At 67.9% G+C, this 16,802-nt stretch carries 10 protein-coding genes; 4 read left to right on the top strand and 6 right to left on the bottom strand.

Going from position 1 to position 16,802, the window contains the following annotated elements:
- Positions 1–9 precede the first annotated feature (9 nt).
- From ACN22W_RS20500 to ACN22W_RS20475, 6 genes are all read right to left on the bottom strand, one after another.
- The gene (locus ACN22W_RS20500) at positions 10–1,062 is read right to left on the bottom strand and encodes a transglutaminase family protein (RefSeq protein WP_419689191.1); all 1,053 of its coding nucleotides are present in this window, start codon (positions 1,060–1,062) and stop codon (positions 10–12) included.
- Positions 1,056–3,662, bottom strand: a complete 2,607-nt coding sequence (locus tag ACN22W_RS20495; RefSeq protein ID WP_419689873.1) for a circularly permuted type 2 ATP-grasp protein — start codon at positions 3,660–3,662, stop codon at positions 1,056–1,058. The genes ACN22W_RS20500 and ACN22W_RS20495 overlap by 7 nt, the downstream gene beginning before the upstream one ends.
- A 214-nt stretch (positions 3,663–3,876) precedes the next feature.
- Positions 3,877–7,290 (bottom strand): DUF2126 domain-containing protein, encoded by a 3,414-nt coding sequence (locus ACN22W_RS20490; RefSeq protein ID WP_419689190.1) that lies wholly within the window; start codon positions 7,288–7,290, stop codon positions 3,877–3,879.
- Between the two features lie 93 nt (positions 7,291–7,383).
- Positions 7,384–8,382: a transglutaminase family protein gene (locus ACN22W_RS20485; protein WP_419689189.1), complete on the bottom strand. Its 999-nt coding sequence runs from the start codon at positions 8,380–8,382 to the stop codon at positions 7,384–7,386.
- A gap of 8 nt (positions 8,383–8,390) precedes the next feature.
- Complete coding sequence (locus ACN22W_RS20480) at positions 8,391–9,332, bottom strand: alpha-E domain-containing protein (protein ID WP_129517122.1); 942 nt, start codon at positions 9,330–9,332, stop codon at positions 8,391–8,393.
- Positions 9,333–9,396: 64 nt separating this feature from the next.
- Entirely contained in the window at positions 9,397–10,812 is a 1,416-nt protein-coding gene (locus ACN22W_RS20475; RefSeq protein ID WP_164992104.1) for a circularly permuted type 2 ATP-grasp protein, read from the bottom strand.
- A 627-nt stretch (positions 10,813–11,439) separates the two neighbouring features.
- Here ACN22W_RS20475 and ACN22W_RS20470 point away from each other — a divergent pair.
- From ACN22W_RS20470 to pgaA, 4 genes are all read left to right on the top strand, one after another.
- A complete protein-coding gene (locus tag ACN22W_RS20470; RefSeq protein ID WP_129517120.1) occupies positions 11,440–12,438 on the top strand; it encodes a LysR substrate-binding domain-containing protein in 999 nt (332 codons plus the stop codon).
- Positions 12,439–13,162: 724 nt separating this feature from the next.
- Positions 13,163–13,573, top strand: a complete 411-nt coding sequence (locus ACN22W_RS20465; protein WP_412024782.1) for a hypothetical protein — start codon at positions 13,163–13,165, stop codon at positions 13,571–13,573.
- Between the two features lie 62 nt (positions 13,574–13,635).
- Positions 13,636–14,388 carry a hypothetical protein gene (locus ACN22W_RS20460; RefSeq protein WP_419689188.1) on the top strand — a complete coding sequence of 251 codons (753 nt, stop codon included), beginning with the start codon at positions 13,636–13,638 and terminating at the stop codon, positions 14,386–14,388.
- Between the two features lie 103 nt (positions 14,389–14,491).
- Positions 14,492–16,789, top strand: a complete 2,298-nt coding sequence (gene pgaA, locus ACN22W_RS20455; RefSeq protein WP_419689187.1) for a poly-beta-1,6 N-acetyl-D-glucosamine export porin PgaA — start codon at positions 14,492–14,494, stop codon at positions 16,787–16,789.
- Positions 16,790–16,802: the final 13 nt, after the last annotated feature.

Raw genomic sequence — 16,802 nt, 5'->3', positions numbered from 1 at the left:
CGCTCGTCATCAAGCCGCATCGAGCGGCTCGACCGTCACACCGACCTTCAGCTCCTGATCCGCGCCGCCGCCGCGGATCACGCCGCGCAGCGGCGTCACGTCCGCGTAATCGCGGCCGATCGACAGCATCACGTAGTCGTCGCCCGGCGCGCGGTCGTTGGTCGGATCGAGCTGCAGCCAGCCGCCGTCCTCGGGCCACGCCGGGTCGTACACCTCGACCCACGCATGCGACGCGTCGGCGCCGATCAGCCGCGGCTGCCCGGGCGGCGGCTGCGTGAGCAGATAGCCGCTCACGTAACGCGCGGCCAGCCCGAGCGAGCGCAATGCGCCGATCATCACGTGCGCGAAATCCTGGCAGACACCCTTGCGCAGCCGCAGCGCGTCGAGTGCCGACGTCGTGATGTCGGTGCTGTTCGGCGTATACGCAAAGTCGGCGTGCACGCGCCGCATCAGGTCCCAGGCGGCCTGCACGAGCGCCCGGTGCGGCGTGAAGCTCGCGGCCGCGTACGCGGCGAGTTCGGGATCGCACGCGACATGCGGCGACGCGAACACGAATTCGCTCGCCGCGTCGTAAGGCTGCCCCGCGCGAAACCGCAAGCGGTCGCGCACGGCTTCCCATTCGGTCGCCTGCTTTGCATCGGGACGCGCGATCGCGGGCGGCGGCGCGCCGCGCGCACCGAGCGACCACACGGGCGGCGTCACGCGCACCGTGCTGCAACTGCGCACGAGCAGCGCGTCATGCGGCTGGTTCAGCGCGAACGACGCGCGCGCGTTGCCGAATGCGTCGATCTCCGTGCACACCGATTCCGGCGCGGGCTCGATGTCGAGCGCGAACGACAACACCTGCTGCCGCGGCGTCGCGAGCGGTTGCAGGCGGGCCTGGTGCTGGGCCGATTCGACGCGTGCCGCGTAACGGTATTCGGTATCGTGCGTGACGCGCAGCAAGCGGCCGGGCGCAACGGCGGCCGGCGTGGCCGATGCGGGTGGTACAGCGGGTGCCGCGGACTGCCGCGCGTGGCCGGAACCGGACGGCGTTTTCGCCGCGCCTTTCGTCGTCACCATAGCGTCCTGCCCGCCTCGCGCACGTGGCTGAAATAGCGTTCGCCGATCCGGTTCGACAGCTCCCAGACCGCCCTCACCGTCGCGTCGAGCGCATCGAGCAGCTTGTCGTGCCGGCCGCCGTCGGCGGTTTCGCACAGTTCGTGCAGCGACCACGCGGGTACGTCCGGAATCGTCTCGGCCAACTCCGACAACGCATAACCCTCGCTGCGCTCGACCTTCGTCAAGCGGCCGCGCAGCGCCTGCACGACCCAGCCGAGCGAGCGCGGGTTGTCGGTATCGAGCACGACGAGCGACAGCAGCGGCGCGACGTCGAAGCCGCGCTGGAAACGCGAGCGGAACGTGATCGTGCTGTCGAACAGCTCCAGCACGAGCTCGAAGCCGTCCTGCCGATGCACGGCGCCCTCGTCGAACGCGAACTTCAACACGGCGCACAGGAAGTCCAGGCGTTCGATCTGGCGGCCGATCGACAGCAACCGCCAGCCGTCGTCGCGCGTCATGTTGTCGGTCTGCGCGCCCGTGATCGCACCGAGCAGCAGGCCGAGACGCTCCAGCAACTGCAGCGCGTCGTTGCCGATCTGCTCCTCGGCTTCCGGCAGGCCGGCGCTGTCCGCGAACAATTGCGTCGCGTCGTCGATCAGCCGCCATTGATCGCTCGACAGCCGTTCGCGGATCGCGGCGGCGGCGCCGCGCATCCCGAACAGGCACGACGCGATTCCCGACGTGCGATCGGCGCCGCGCGTCAGCGACGTCGCGAGCGTGTGCTGGAACGCACGCGGCGCATCGACGGCGTTCGGCGCGTCGGCCGCGATCAGGCCGGTGTCGCGGCACAGCGTGTCGATCAGTTCCAGATGCGCGGGACTGTCGACGTCGTCCTCGCCGCGCAGCCGTTCGAGCGCGGCGCGCGCGAGGCGCATCAGGTTGGTCGCGCGCTCGGTATAGCGGCCGAGCCAGAACAGGTTCTCGGCCGCGCGGCTCGCGATCGCGCGCGGCCGCTCGACGAGATCGTCGGGGCCGAGGTGCGTCTGCAGCAGCGTCGTCGAATCGACGATGCCTTCGGTCATCACCCATGTATCGACGGTGCTGCCGCCGCGCGGCATCGGCGCGTTGAACAGCGTGTCGCGCGTGCCGACCCGCGACAGCCCGCCCGGCAGGAGCCGCCAGCGCTGCGCGCCGTCGGCGAGCGCGAACACGCGCAGCAGCACCGGCTTCGGCACGATGCGCGCGCTGTCGTTGCCGTCGGGCGCGTCGTGACGCGGCCAGGTCGGCGCCTGCGACAGCGGCAGGTCGGCCTGCACCGTGTAGTGTTCGGGCTGTGCCAGGATCCGCGCGCGCCAGTCGGCGAGCTGCGCCTGCGTGAGCCGCGCGCCGATCACCGGGTCGAACGGGCCGCCGGCCTGCACGTCGGGCGGATACGACGCCTTCACGATGCCGCGCGCGAGCTGCGGCAACGCATCGTCACAGGCGGCCGCCTCGCCGCACCACCATGAATGCACGGCGGGCAGCGTCAGCGTTTCGCCCAGCAGCCCCTCCGCGAGACGCGGCATGAAACCGAGCATGGCCGGCGATTCGAGAAAGCCCGAGCCCGGCGCGTTCGCGAGCAGCACGTTGCCCGCGCGCACGGCCTGCAGCAGCCCCGGCACGCCGAGCATCGAATCGGGCCGCAGTTCGAGCGGATCGAGCCACGCGTCGTCGACGCGCCGCAGGATGCCGTGCACGGGTTCGAGCCCGCGCAGCGTTTTCAGGAAAACACGGCTGTCGCGCGCGGTCAGGTCGCCGCCCTCGACGAGCGTGAGGCCGAGGTAACGCGCGAGATACGCATGCTCGAAATAGGTCGCGCTGTGCGGCCCTGGCGTGAGCAGCACGATCCGCGAATTCTTCGCGGTCGGGCTGAGTGCCTGCATGCTCTGCAGCAGCGCGCGGTACGCGGACGCGAGCCGCTGCACGCGCAGCCCGCGAAACCCGCGCGGAAACAGCCGCGACACGATCAGCCGGTTTTCGAGCAGATAACCGAGCCCGGCCGCGCCCTGCGTGTGCTGCGCGACGATCCGCCATTGCCCGTCCGGGCCGCGTGCGAGATCGAACGCGACGACGTGCAGCCACGTGTCGCCCGGCACGCGCGCGCCGCGCATCGCACGCAGGTAGCCGGAATGTCCGGTCACGAGCGCGGGCGGCAGCAGCCCGCGCTGCAGGATCGTCTGCGGCCCGTACAGGTCGGCCATCGTCGCGTTGAGCAGCCGCACGCGCTGCAGCACGCCGCGCTCGATCGCGACCCAGTCCTCGGGCGTGACGATCAGCGGCAGCAGGTCGAGCGACCACGGGCCGACCGCGCCGGCGCCGGCGCGCTGCTCGTGCAACTGATAGAACAGGCCGTTCTCGCGCATGCGCCGCTGCAGCGCGTCGGCGCGGCGATCGAGGTCGGCCACGCCGTCGCTGCCGATCGACGTGAAAAAGCTGCGCCATGCAGGCGCGAGCGCAGGCGCGTTCAGGCCGGCCGCGCTGCCGCGCAGTTCGTCGTAACGGCCGGCGGCGGCCGGCGCCGCGAGCGCGGCGGCCAGTTCCGCGGCGTCCGGCTGCGCACCGGTATCGAAAAGCGTGGGCATCGCGTCGAGGGCGGCGAGATGATCGGTTTGAATGGGCGACACAGTATCGTTTCGTCTTCAGGGTGCGGCCGCGCACGGGCGCCGCCGCACGAGCGGCGGGCCGTTGCGCGCGGCCGCAATCTGCCCGCATCCTAGCACTCCGGCGGAGCCGCTATCGACCGGTGCGCCGGGAGAACGCGAGCCGCGCATCGTCGTGATGCCTGTCATCGGCCGGTCACGGCCGCCGCAGGTCGAGCGTGAACGGGAATTCGCGGCTCGGCGCGGCGGCCGCGACGTCCATCCGCCCCGGCGTGTGCCCCATCTCGACGAAGCGCGCGAGCCGGCGGCTCTCGGCCTCGTACGCATTGACGGGGAACGTCGCGTAGTTGCGCCCGCCCGGATGCGCGACGTGATAACGGCAGCCGCCGAGCGAGCGCTGCAGCCACGTATCGACGATGTCGAACGTGAGCGGCGCGTGCACGCCGATGGTCGGATGCAGCGCGGACGGCGGCGCCCACGCCTTGTAGCGCACGCCCGCGACGTATTCGCCGACGGTGCCGGTCGGCTGCAGCGGCAGCGCGCGGCCGTTGACGGTCACGACGTGCCGGTTGTCGTTCAGACCCGTCACGCGCACTTCGAGCCTTTCGACCGACGAATCGACGTAGCGCACCGTGCCGCCGGGCGCGCCCTCTTCGCCCATCACGTGCCACGGCTCCAGCGCGCCGCGCAGCGACAGCTGCATCCCGTTCACCGCGATCTCGCCGAACAGCGGGAAGCGGAATTCGAAGTGCGGCGCGAACCAGGCCGGATCGAACGCGAAACCCGCGTCGCGCAGTTCGGCCAGCACGTCGTCGAAATCCATCTGAAGAAACGCCGGCAGCATGAAGCGGTCGTGCAGCGCGGTGCCCCAGCGCGTCAGCGGCGTCGTGTACGGCGCTGCCCAGAAACGCGCGACCAGCGCGCGCAGCAACAGTTGCTGCACGACGCTCATCCGCGCATGCGGCGGCATCTCGAACGCGCGCAGTTCGAGCAGGCCGAGCCGGCCGGTCGACGAATCGGGCGAATACAGCTTGTCGATGCAGAATTCGCTGCGATGCGTATTGCCCGTCACGTCGATCAGCAGGTTGCGCAGCACGCGGTCGACGAGCCACGGCGGCATGTCCTGCCCGTACAGCAGCTTGTTGCGCTGGATCTCCGCGAACGCGATGTCGAGTTCGTAGAGCTGGTCGTTGCGCGCCTCGTCGACGCGCGGCGCCTGGCTCGTCGGCCCGATGAAGAGCCCGGAGAACAGGTACGACAGCGACGGATGGTTGTGCCAGTACGCGACCAGGCTCGCGAGCAGGTCCGGGCGGCGCAGGAACGGGCTGTCGGCCGGCGTCGCGCCGCCGAGCACGAAGTGGTTGCCGCCGCCCGTGCCGACGTGGCGGCCGTCGACCATGAACTTCTCGCTGCACATCCGCGACTGCCATGCGGCGTCGTACAGGAATTCGGTGTGGTCGACGAGCTCGTCGAAGCTCGCGGCCGGATGGATGTTCACTTCGATCACACCGGGATCGGGCGTCACCTGCAGCATCTTCAGCCGCGCATCGCGCGGCGGCGGGTAGCCTTCGAGCACGAGCTTCACGCCGAGCGCGTGCGCGGTCAGCTCGATCGCGCCGAGCAGTTCGAGATAATCCTCGAGCGCGGCGAGCGGCGGCATGAACAGGTACAGGATGCCGTTGCGCACTTCGACGCACAGCGCGGTGCGCGTGATCCACGCGGCCGATTCGAAGCGCTCGGGCCGGCGCTGCGGATCGTGCGCGGCGGGCCGCCCGTCCGCGGCCGTGCCACCGTTGCGCCACTGCATCACGGTCTGCGCGGACGCTTCGCGATGCACGCCGGACAGGTAGCGCGGCGCGTCGGCCGGCCCCGCATAACGCGCGCGGATGGCGGCAGCTTCCGGCAGCGCGGTGCGCGGCGCGAACGGATCGCGCTCGACCAGGTGCGGATGGTCGGCACGCGTGGCCCACGGCAGCGAATCGAGCGGCAGCCGATAGCCCATCGGCGAATCGCCGGGCACGAGGTACATCCGCTCGTCGCGGAAGAACCACGGGCCCGTCTGCCAGCGCGGCCCGTCGAGGCCCGGCCCATCTTCCGTGCGCTGGACCGGCAGCACGTAGCCGACCACACTGTCGAGCTGCTGCTCGAACACCTTGCGCAGCCGCGCGCGTTCGAGCTCGTCGTCGAGGCGCGAGTCGAACGGGTCGACGTTGACCGGCAGCCGGCGTTCGCGCCACAGGTAGTACCAGACGTCCTCGTAGCCGGGCAGGATGAAGTCGCCGGTCAGGTTCAGCCGCGCGGCCAGCGCGTTGATGAAGCGCTTCGCGTCATCGGTCGTACAGGCGGACGGCTCGCGCTCGTCGGCGAACAGCGACGGGTCGTGCCACACGGGCTGGCCGTCCGCGCGCCAGAAGATCGACAGCGCCCAGCGCGGCAGCTGCTCGCCCGGATACCACTTGCCCTGCCCGAAATGCAGGAAACCGCCGTCGCCGTATTCGGCGCGCAGCCGCTGCACGAGCTCGGTCGCGTAGCCGCGCTTGGTCGGGCCGAGCGCATCGGTGTTCCACTCGGCGCCGTCGCGATCGTCGATCGACACGAAGGTCGGCTCGCCGCCCTGCGTGAGCCGCACGTCGCCGGCCGCCAGCGCGCCGTCGACCTGGGTGCCGAGCGTGCGCACCGCGTCCCATTGCGACTCCGTATACGGCTTCGTCACGCGCGGCGATTCGTACACGCGCGTCACCGCCATCTCGTGCTCGAACGACACCTCGCACTCGTCGATCAGCCCTTCGACCGGCGCGGCGCTGGTCGGCTGCGGCGTGCACGCGAGCGGGATATGCCCTTCGCCGGCGAGCAGGCCCGAGGTCGGATCGAAGCCGATCCATCCGGCGCCCGGCAGATAGACCTCGCACCACGCATGCAGGTCGGTGAAGTCGACCGACGTGCCGCTCGGGCCGTCGAGCGACTTCACGTCGGGCGTGAGCTGGATCAGGTAGCCCGACACGAAACGCGCGGCGATGCCGAGATGCCGGCACAGCTGCACGAGCAGCCACGCGCTGTCGCGGCACGAGCCGGACGCGAGTTCGAGCGTCTGTTCGGGCGTCTGCACGCCGGGCTCCAGCCGCACGAGATAACCGATGTCGCGCTGCAGCTGCTGGTTCAGCGCGACGATGAAGTTCACGGTGCCGGCCGGCGTGAGGTCGACGCCGTCGAGATACGCGCGGAACAGCGGCGACGTGCTCGTCTTCGGATCACAGGCGAGATACGGCGCGAGTTCGGTCTTCAGCGCATCGTCATAGCTGAACGGGTATTGCTCCGCGCTGGCTTCCAGGAAGAAGTCGAACGGGTTGTACACCGACATTTCGGCGACGAGATCGATCGTGATCTCGAAGGACTCCGTACGCTCCGGAAACACGAGCCGCGCGAGATAGTTCGAGAACGGGTCCTGCTGCCAGTTGATGAAGTGCTCCGCGGGCTCGACCGTCATCGAGTACGCGACGATCGGCGTCCGGCAGTGCGGCGCGGGCCGCAGCCGCACGACCTGAGGGCCGAGATTGACGAGCCGGTCGTAACGGTAGCGGGTGGTGTGATGCAGCGCGACGTGGATGGACATGGGAGCTCGGTTCGGGTTGGGCCGGCCGCACACGCCGCGTCGCCCTCGACGCGGCGGCCCGGCATGGCGGATTCGGCGAAAGCGCGCGTCAGGTCAGACGAATTCCGGCGACTGCACGACGCTGATCTCGACGCCGACGGCCGTCGCGCCGAGGCCCGTCACCGGCTGCGCGTCGCGATAGTCGAGGCCGACCGCGATACGCACGTAGCGCTCGTCCGGGCAGCGGTTCATGAACGGATCGAACCCGACCCAGCCGAGCCCTTCGACATAGGCCTCGGCCCACGCATGACCGGCCGGCTGCTGCGTCAGCGCGGCGGCTTGCGGCTGCGCGCCGAGCGCCTGCTGCGGCAGCCCCTGCGACTGCGATTGGGATTGCGATTGGGATTGCCCCGCATGCGACGCGCCGAGCACCTGCTGCATGCCGTCGCCGCTCTGCAGCGCGAGCGCTTCCTCCTCGTCGTCGGCCACGTTCTGCTTCGCGTCGGCGATGCGCTGCATCGCGCTGTCGGCAAGCACGTAACCCGAGATATAGCGCGCGGGAATCTTCAGCACGCGCGCGGCCGCGATGAACGCATGCGCATGGTCGCGGCTCGTGCCCTCGCCGCTTTGTAGCGCGGTTTCCGCATCGACGGGCGCGTCGGCGGCCAGGTTCGGCGCGTATGCGATGCGGCCGTGCACTTCCGTCATCAGCCAGTGCAATGCGTCGAGGCCGTGCGGTTCGATCGGCAGCGCCTCCGCGAGCGCACGCACGGTGTCGCCGGCCTTCGTCAGCGCGGTCTCGCGCTCGAAGATCCACGGCGGCGCATAACCTTCCGGATTGCCGAGAATGCCCGCGCGGTCCTGCGTCTCGACGACGCCGGCCGCGATGACGACGATCTCGGCCTTCGCGCCGCGGTCGTGACGCACGAGGTCGATCCGGTTGCCGAGCCCGTCGGCGTACGACAGCGTCGGCTCGACGCCGTCGATCGTGACCTGCCACGCGCGCACCGTCTGCCCGGGGCCCGATTGCGGACGCAGCCGCAGCCGTTGCAGCGCATGGGTGGCTTGATCGTCGAACTGATAACGCGAGATGTGTCGAATGGCGAGTCGCATGGCAAGTCTCAGTCGAAGTTGTAGGCCTGGGCGATTTCGAGCCCGAGGCTGTTGTTGCGGCCGATGAAGTCGGTCAGGAATTCGTGCAGGCCGCTCTTGAAGATCCGCTCGACCGAGGTATCGGACAGCATTTGCAGGATCTTCGTGGCCGTGTCGTGACACGGATGTGTCACGCCGTAATCCTTCGCGAGCAGGTTCAGGCTCGACACGACGCGCCCGTAGCAATAGCGCAGCGAACGCGGCATGCGGCCGTTCAGGATCAGGTAGTCGGCGATGTTCAGCGGCTTGTACTGCACGTCGTACACCCAGCGGTACGAACGGTGCGCGGCCACGCAGCGCAGGATCGTCTCCCACTGGTAGTTGTCGAGGATCGTGCCGACGTGCGACACCGACGGCAGCAGCAGGTGGTATTTGACGTCGATGATCCGCGCGGTGTTGTCCGCGCGCTCGATGTACGCGCCGATCTGCGCGAAATCGAAGATCTCGTTGCGCAGCATGGTGCTGTAGAAGCTGCCGAGGATCAGCGCGGTTTCGCGCTTCACCTCGTCGAGCACGGCCGGCAGCCCGCTCTCCGGCACCGGTTCCGCAAGCGCGCGGCGCAACGCGAGCCATGCGCCGTTCACGCTCTCCCACGCTTCGCGCGTCAGCGCCGTGCGCACCATCCGCGCGTTCGAGCGCGCGGCCTCGATGCACGCCAGCACGCTCGACGGGTTGTCGCGGTCGCGCAGCAGGTAGTCGGTCACGGTATCGGCCGCATACGCGTCGTATTTCTGCCGGTAACCGTCGTCGGTGCCCGAGCTGACGAGCACCGACGACCATTCGGCCGGCGCGTCGGACGTGCGCGTGAGCGCCATCCGCAGCCCGGCATCGACGATGCGCGCGATGTTCTCCGCGCGCTCGATATAGCGGTACATCCAGTAGAGACCGCTTGCAGTACGTCCCAGAAGCATCTCGTGTCCACTCCGTCTTCGTTCGGTTCGCGCGCCGGCTCCGGCGCGCGCGGTCGTGTCCGGCTCAGTCGGCCAGCACCCAGGTGTCCTTGGTGCCGCCGCCCTGGCTCGAGTTGACGACGAGCGATCCCTCCTTCAGCGCGACGCGGGTGAGCCCGCCCGGCGTGATGCGGATCCGGTCCGACACCAGCACGAACGGCCGCAGGTCGACGTGGCGCGGCGCGAGGCCGGCTTCGGTCAGGATCGGCGTCGTGGACAGCGCCAGCGTCGGTTGCGCGATGTAGTTCGCCGGCCGCGCACGCAGCTTCGCGGAGAACGCCTCGAGCTCGGCCTTCGATGCGCACGGCCCGACCAGCATCCCGTAGCCGCCCGAGCCGTGCACTTCCTTCACGACCAGTTCGTCGAGATGCTCAAGCACATACTTCAGGCTGTCGGCCTCGCCGCAGCGCCAGGTCGGCACGTTCTCCAGCAGCGCCTTGCGGCCCGTGTAGAACTCGACGATCTCCGGCATGTACGAATAGATCGCCTTGTCGTCGGCGATGCCCGTGCCGGGCGCGTTCGTGATCGTGATGTTGCCCGCGCGGTAGACGTCCATGATGCCGGCGACGCCGAGCACCGAATCGGGGCGGAACGTGAGCGGGTCGAGGAACGCGTCGTCAACGCGCCGGTACAGCACGTCGATCGGGCGGAAACCCTCGGTCGTGCGCATCGCGACGCGGCCGTCGATCACCTGCAGGTCGCTGCCCTCGACGAGGTGCACGCCCATCTGGTCGGCGAGGAACGAATGTTCGTAGTACGCGGAATTGTGGATGCCGGGCGTCAGCACGGCGATGGTCGGGTTGTCGGCGTTGCCGCCCGGCGGGCACACGGCCGCGAGCGACTGGCGCAGCATCTGCGGGTAGGTCTCGACCGGGCGCACCTTCACCTGCTGGAACAGCTCCGGGAAGAGCTGCATCATCGTCTCGCGGTTTTCCAGCATGTACGACACGCCGGACGGCGTGCGCGCGTTGTCCTCGAGCACGTAGAACTCGTTCTCGCCGGTGCGCACGATGTCGACACCGATGATGTGCGTGTAAACGTTGCCCGGCGGCCGGAAATCGATCATCTCCGGCACGAATGCCTCGTTGTGCGCGATCAGGTGCTTCGGCACGATGCCCGCGCGCACGATCTCCTGCCGGTGATAGATGTCGTCGAGGAACGCGTTGAGCGCCATCACGCGCTGCTCGATGCCGAGCGACAGCCGGCTCCATTCCGCGCCCGAGATGATGCGCGGGACGATATCGAACGGGATCAGCCGCTCGGCGGCCTCCGCGTCGCCGTAAACGGCAAACGTGATGCCCGTCTTGCGGAACACACCTTCCGCGTCGTGGGCTTTCTGGGCGAGGCTCGCGGGATTCTGCGTGTCGAGCCAACGCTTCAGGCGCGCGTAAGGCGCCCTTACCATGTCGCCGGATTGCAGCATTTCATCGAATGGCTTCATCGATCTTTTCTCCATCGATCGTTTTCCCCGGCATTGCGCATGCCGGACCGGCGTAATGAATGCCTCGCAAGGAACGTGCCTTGCGATATCCCGTCGATATCCTCCCCCCTTTTTGCGCCGCGCCGGACACGCCCGCGCGGCATTCCGCACCACAACGGTGCAGCACCCGGCGCGACACTCGGCAACGGTGCGTCGCGAGCGCGCACGGCCGATGCTGCGCCGCGTCTTTCGAACATAGTTCCCCCGCGTGTCACGACTGTGCAATCTGCACTGCACAAAAAACGGCCCGCCTGGGGCGCCCTGGCACACCTGGAGCGCCGGCTCGGCGGCCGCCGGAACGTCGGGACGAAAAGGCGGGCCGGCACGCGTACAGCGCAGCCGGCCCTGGGGAAGTACCGTCTGCGGCAGCGCGGACAGCTCGACGCGATGAACTGTCCGGTTAGCCGGGTCCGGCACCTCAAACCTATGCAGCCGTAATCCCGCCGACAATGCCCATGCATATTTCGACTGACACCCATCGAAAAAAAACATCGGGCCGACCCACGCGAGGCGCGGTACGCTAGAAAGTTCGTGCAGCGAAGCGGCGCCGCGCCTTCTGACGCCCGACTATAAAAAGCGAAGATCGAAATGGAAGCAAAGTGGCTGGAAGATTTCCTGAGCCTTGCGGATACCAAGAGCTTTTCCCGGGCCGCGCGTAACCGGCACCTCACGCAGTCGGCATTCAGCAGACGAATCGCGTCGCTCGAAACCTGGATGGACGCGAAGCTGGTCGACCGGAGCATCAACCCGATCACGCTGACGCCGGCCGGACAAATGTTCCGCGGGCTCGCCGCGGACATCCTGCGCAGCATGTATGCGGCGCGCAATCTCGTGAACGGCTACGACCAGTTCGCGGCCAGCGATCAGGTCGTGCGGTTCGCCGTCGCCCATACGCTCGTCTTCACGCTGTTTCCCGAATGGCTCAAGCAGCTCAACGGCGAGGTCGGCCACGTGACCGCGCGCGTGAACGCGGTGAACGTGCCGGAAGGCGTGCAGCAGCTCGTCGAGGGCGAATGCGACCTGCTGCTCGGTTATCACCATCCGCAGTTGCCGATCGTGCTCGACCCGAACCACTTCCCGTTCGTGAACCTCGGCGTCGAGCGGATCCTGCCCGTGTCGACGCCGGACGCGCGCGGCAAGCCCGTGTTCCAGCTGCCGGGCACGCCCGACGCGCCGCTGCCCCTGCTCGCGTATTCGTCGGGCGCGTTTCTCGGCAACATCGTCGAGATGCTGCTGCTGAATGCGACCGAGCCGTATGTGCTGCACCGGTGCTTCGAAACGCACATGTCCGAGGCCTTGAAGGGCATGGTCGTGGCCGGGCACGGGATCGGCTGGCTGCCGGAAAGCTGTGTCGCGAAGGAGCTCGCGGAAGGCACGCTCGTGTGTGCGGGTTCCGGCGACTGGATCACCGAACTCGAAATCCGCCTGTACCGGTCGGCACGCAAGCGCGGGCTCGCGGCCGAGCAGCTGTGGACCTACATCATGAACCGGCCGCGCAAGGCGCTTGAAGGCGTGGTCGATGCCGCCGAGCAAACGGCCGCGCCGGCGATACGCATCGCGCGGCGAAGCGCGGACGGCAGCCGCTGAGATTCGCGTTCGGGTTTGCGTTCGCGTCCGGTCTGTTCACGGCGCGAACGCGGATGCGGTCTCGGGCAATCCAGCGTTGCCATACATTCGCGTCGCACTGCTTCATATCGAACGCGATCGACTTTCCGGCCGCAATCGATCCTCTCGCCGCAGCCCGTGAAATCACCGTACCCGACCCGTAATCGACAGCGGAGAAATCGCAAACGTTTGCTTTCGAAAGTCGCATTTCTTACTCATCAATTGTAATGTCCGAATATTCGGCCTGATTTTCCGGGTAGAAATACCTCGTTACACAACAAATAGAAAGTTTCGATTTACCTGTAACAACCCGAATATCAAAAACGTCGCACCCTCATTTCAAATCACGCGACCTGTATCCGGGCCTTCATCAATACGCATCGAACACAGACGCAAAAAATTCTTTTATCAGTCGTTATGTTTCGGCACGAATGTCGATACCTCCGACGTGATTCAATGCGTTCTCGATCATCGCTACCGAACAGCAATGATCATATCCGGCAATATCGACTTTCTTCAGCACCAAGCGAGTCAGACAAATTGGTCGTTATCCTATTTAAATAAGATTATTCACCCTCGTCCCATTCCAGCCACACGCGGTTGTTGGTTCAAAAACCATCGTGTATCAATAGCGTGTCGCAAAAAGAACGCTGGAAATTTGACTCGGAGTAAATGCGTTGCCATTGATTCCGGACGGGAGGTTGCAATGTCTACCTCGTTTCGACAGCATGCTCGCCCTCTCCTGAGCGTCGTCCTCTCCACGCTCTGCATCAACGCCATGGCCCAGACCCCCGCGTCCGGTCCAGGCACGGGCCGCTACGTGATTTCCTATATCTGCGGCGACGCACGGATCGACGGTACGGCGCCGCTTCCCCCCGACGGCCGCCCGTACAACCTGGGCGTGTCGTTCGAGTCGGCCCGGACCGGGCAACCGCTCGCCAACGTGCAGGTGCGGCTGAGGCGGCATGGCCGCGTGCTCGTCGAATTCAACGCATCGGGATCGCGCTGCCTGTTCAGCGTGCCCGAGGCGAGCTACCGGGTCGAAGGCACCTATCAGGGGGCCATGCAGTTCGCGATCGTCGAAACGGGCACCCTCACCACGCAGTTGCGATGGTGAGCGCCAGCTGACCCGCCCCGATCGCGTCACTCACCGCAGCGTATCGAATCGAGGAGCATTGAATGACTCGTGCAGAACGACCGGACAACCCGCCCGCCAGCCGGCCGAAACCCTCCTGGGGCCCCGGCAAGAACGCGGCACTCAGCTTCGTCACGTTCGCCGCGATCTTCGGCATCTTCGCGTATGCCGAGCGCGACACGGCGACCGGCCATGCCAGCGTGACGCACGACATCTCCGGCGTGATCCGTACCGCCGCCGGGAAATACCGCAACGCGATCGTGGCCGCGACTTCCCGCTCGACCGGTGGGTCCGGAACCTCGGTCGCCCAAGGGCCGGAGCCGGAGCCGGCGATCGCACCGGCCGCACCGGCCGCACCGCCCGTCACGCTCGCGGCCGAACCGGAAGCCGCGCCGCGGGCAGCGACCCGCGCCGTCGCGAAACACCGGCAACCGGTGCATGCGCCGCCCATGGCGCTCGCCGCCATCCCGCACGCCACGCCGGCTCACGGCCACCTCAGCGCGCGCTTCGGCGATGCGCATCGCGCGCCGCGAACCGAGACGCTGGCGGGCACGAGAAAGCGCATGGACTTCGCACCGATGCCACGGTCGTACGCCCCCGACACGGCGCGCATGCAGACGGCAAGCGTCACGCGCGCGGACCTGGCAGGTGCGCGTGCGCTGGCCAAGGCGCGCTCGTGCGCGCAGATCGACGAATGGAACTGTGTGGAGCAAAACGCGAGCCGGGCGCTCGCGATCGACCCGAAGAACAGCGAATCGCGTGCATTGCTTGGGCAGGCGATCCGCAATCGCCTGTGAACCGGCGCCGCATGGCCGGGCCCGCTGCCCGGCCGCGCGACGAACGGTGGCGTGGATCGTCGGGTGTGCAACCGTTGTGATCGTTTCGAAGCGAGGACACACCGTGGCCAACAATCGCAAACAACACCGCACTGCCGTCGCTCCGTCCAACCGGCGGATCTTCCTGCATGCGCCGCTGATGGTGCTGCTCGTCGCGTCCGGCCCCTGCTTCTCCGCCGAAAGCGATACGGAATCGGGCGGCGTCAGCGAAATCGCCGGCACCCATGGTGTGCCGGATCCGAAACCGCCGGACGCGCCGACACCGGGTTCGCTCGCACCGGACGCCCCCCCGCCGAATGCGCCGACACTGATCGCGCAGGCCTCAGGTGCCCAGATGCCGAATACCGCGGCGCCCGCGGCACAGACCCCGCCCCCGCAGACATCGGACACGCCGATGCCGAATGCCCAGTCGCCGGCCGCGCAGACCCCCGAAGCGGAAACCCCGAATGCGCAGGCGCCCGACCTCCGTACCGCCGACCCGGCCACCGTCCGCAACGACGTGTTCGGCCTCGCGTCGAGCGGCGGCGCGATCAAGGCGCTGGAAGAAGCGAAAGCGCGCCCCGACGTGTTCTCCGCCGTCGATCTCGCGCGGCTCGAGGAACTGTCGATTCGCCAGCAAGTGCGCGGCGGGCGCGACAAGTCGCGCTCGATGACGAGCGCCGACCGCTTCGACGGGCTCGACACCGCATTGCGCGCCGCCGACGACCTCGACAAGCGGATGCCGCCCACGCCCGAGTATTCGCCGGTCAGGACGGCGCTCGCCGGCGACCGGACGATCGCGTACGCGGCACGCGGCGACATGACGAAGGCCGTCGCGACGTTCGAGACGATTCCGCCGGACGCGGAGATCTCGATCGACGCGCTGGCGGCCGTCGGCGACGCGTACCTGTACCTGAGCGAACCGGGCAAGGCCAACGCCGTGTACCAGCGCGCGCTGAAGCAGGCGACCGCCTCGCCGACGGACAGCGCGACGCGCGGCTTCCAGTACGGCGCGCGCACGCGTCCGATCGAATTGCGCGAAGGGCTGTTCTGGTCGTACGTCGACCAGGGGCGCGCGGCCGATGCGAACCAGGTGCTCGACGACATGGGCAAGTCGCTGCCGCCCGCCAAGGAGGTACGCGTGTGGGGGCCGGAAAACGACGACTACCTGCGTTACTACCGGCTGCGCGCGCAGTACCTGATCTACACGGGCCGCGTGGATGAAGGGATCGCCGCGCTGGAAAAGCTCGAGAAGGAAGTGCCGTTCAACGCGGAGGTCCGTTCCGCGCATGCCGACGCCGTATCGGGCCAGTCGCATCCGCGCCAGGCGATCGCGATGTATCACGCGTCGCTGACCGACCACCCGGACAACGTGGAAATGCTCGCGGGGCTCGGCCGCGCGGCGCTGTCGGCCGACGACTACGCGACCGCGAAGAGCGTCGACCAGACCTTCGACAACACGTTCCCCGACAGCGGCTCCGTGCGCGCATTCAAGCGCGACTACAACGCGTACCGCAGCCCCGTGTTCACGACCGACCTGAGCTACGAGCACGGCAACAGCGCGCTGGCCGACAACAGCTTCACGTCGGACAGCTATGTGTATTCGCAACCGTTCGGCGACAACTGGCGCGTGTTTTCGCACACGTTCTTCGGTTATGCGCAAACCGACAGCGGCAACATCAGCCGCACGCGCACGGGCGTCGGCGGCGACTACCGGCACGGGCCGCTCACGGTCCAGGGCGAAGTCACGCGCTCGCTCGGCACCGACGGGCGAACCGGCGGCCGCGGTTCCGTCACGTACAACCTGAACGATTACTGGACGGTCAGCGGCGCGCTCGACTCCAACGACAACACGCTGCCGTGGAAGGCCTATGTCGCGCACATCTGGGGCCGCTCCGCGAACGTCGAGGTCGTGTATCGCCAGAACGACCGCCGCGAAGTCAAGCTGAGCTACGGCGTGAGCCGCTACAGCGACACGAACCTTCACCAGGAAATTTCCGCGACGGGCACGCAGCGCGTGTACACGTCCGCGAACCAGCTCGTCAACGTCTCGCTGGATCTCGGCACCGACAGCAACACGCGGCAGGACGCGCCCTACTTCAACCCGGGCCGCGACTATGCGGCGGCAGCAACCGTCATGCACCAGCTGACGCTGTGGAAGAAGGGCGACATGTCGTTGCAGCAGCGCCTGTCGGCGTCCGGCGGCGTGTACAACGAGCGCGGCTTCGGCACCAGCGCGTTATGGACCGCCCGCCTCCAGCACGTGTGGACGTTCAAGCACGACATCACGCTGAGCTACGGTGTCGAAGTCAGCAGCCATGCGTACGACGGCCAGCGCGAGCGCTCCGAAACCGGCTTCCTGTCGGTCAACCTGCCGTTCTAGCAAGGAGATCGGA

Source organism: Burkholderia theae (assembly GCF_048565265.1).
In the GTDB taxonomy this organism is placed as follows: domain Bacteria; phylum Pseudomonadota; class Gammaproteobacteria; order Burkholderiales; family Burkholderiaceae; genus Burkholderia; species Burkholderia theae.
This window is presented reverse-complemented; position numbering and strand designations above follow the sequence as displayed.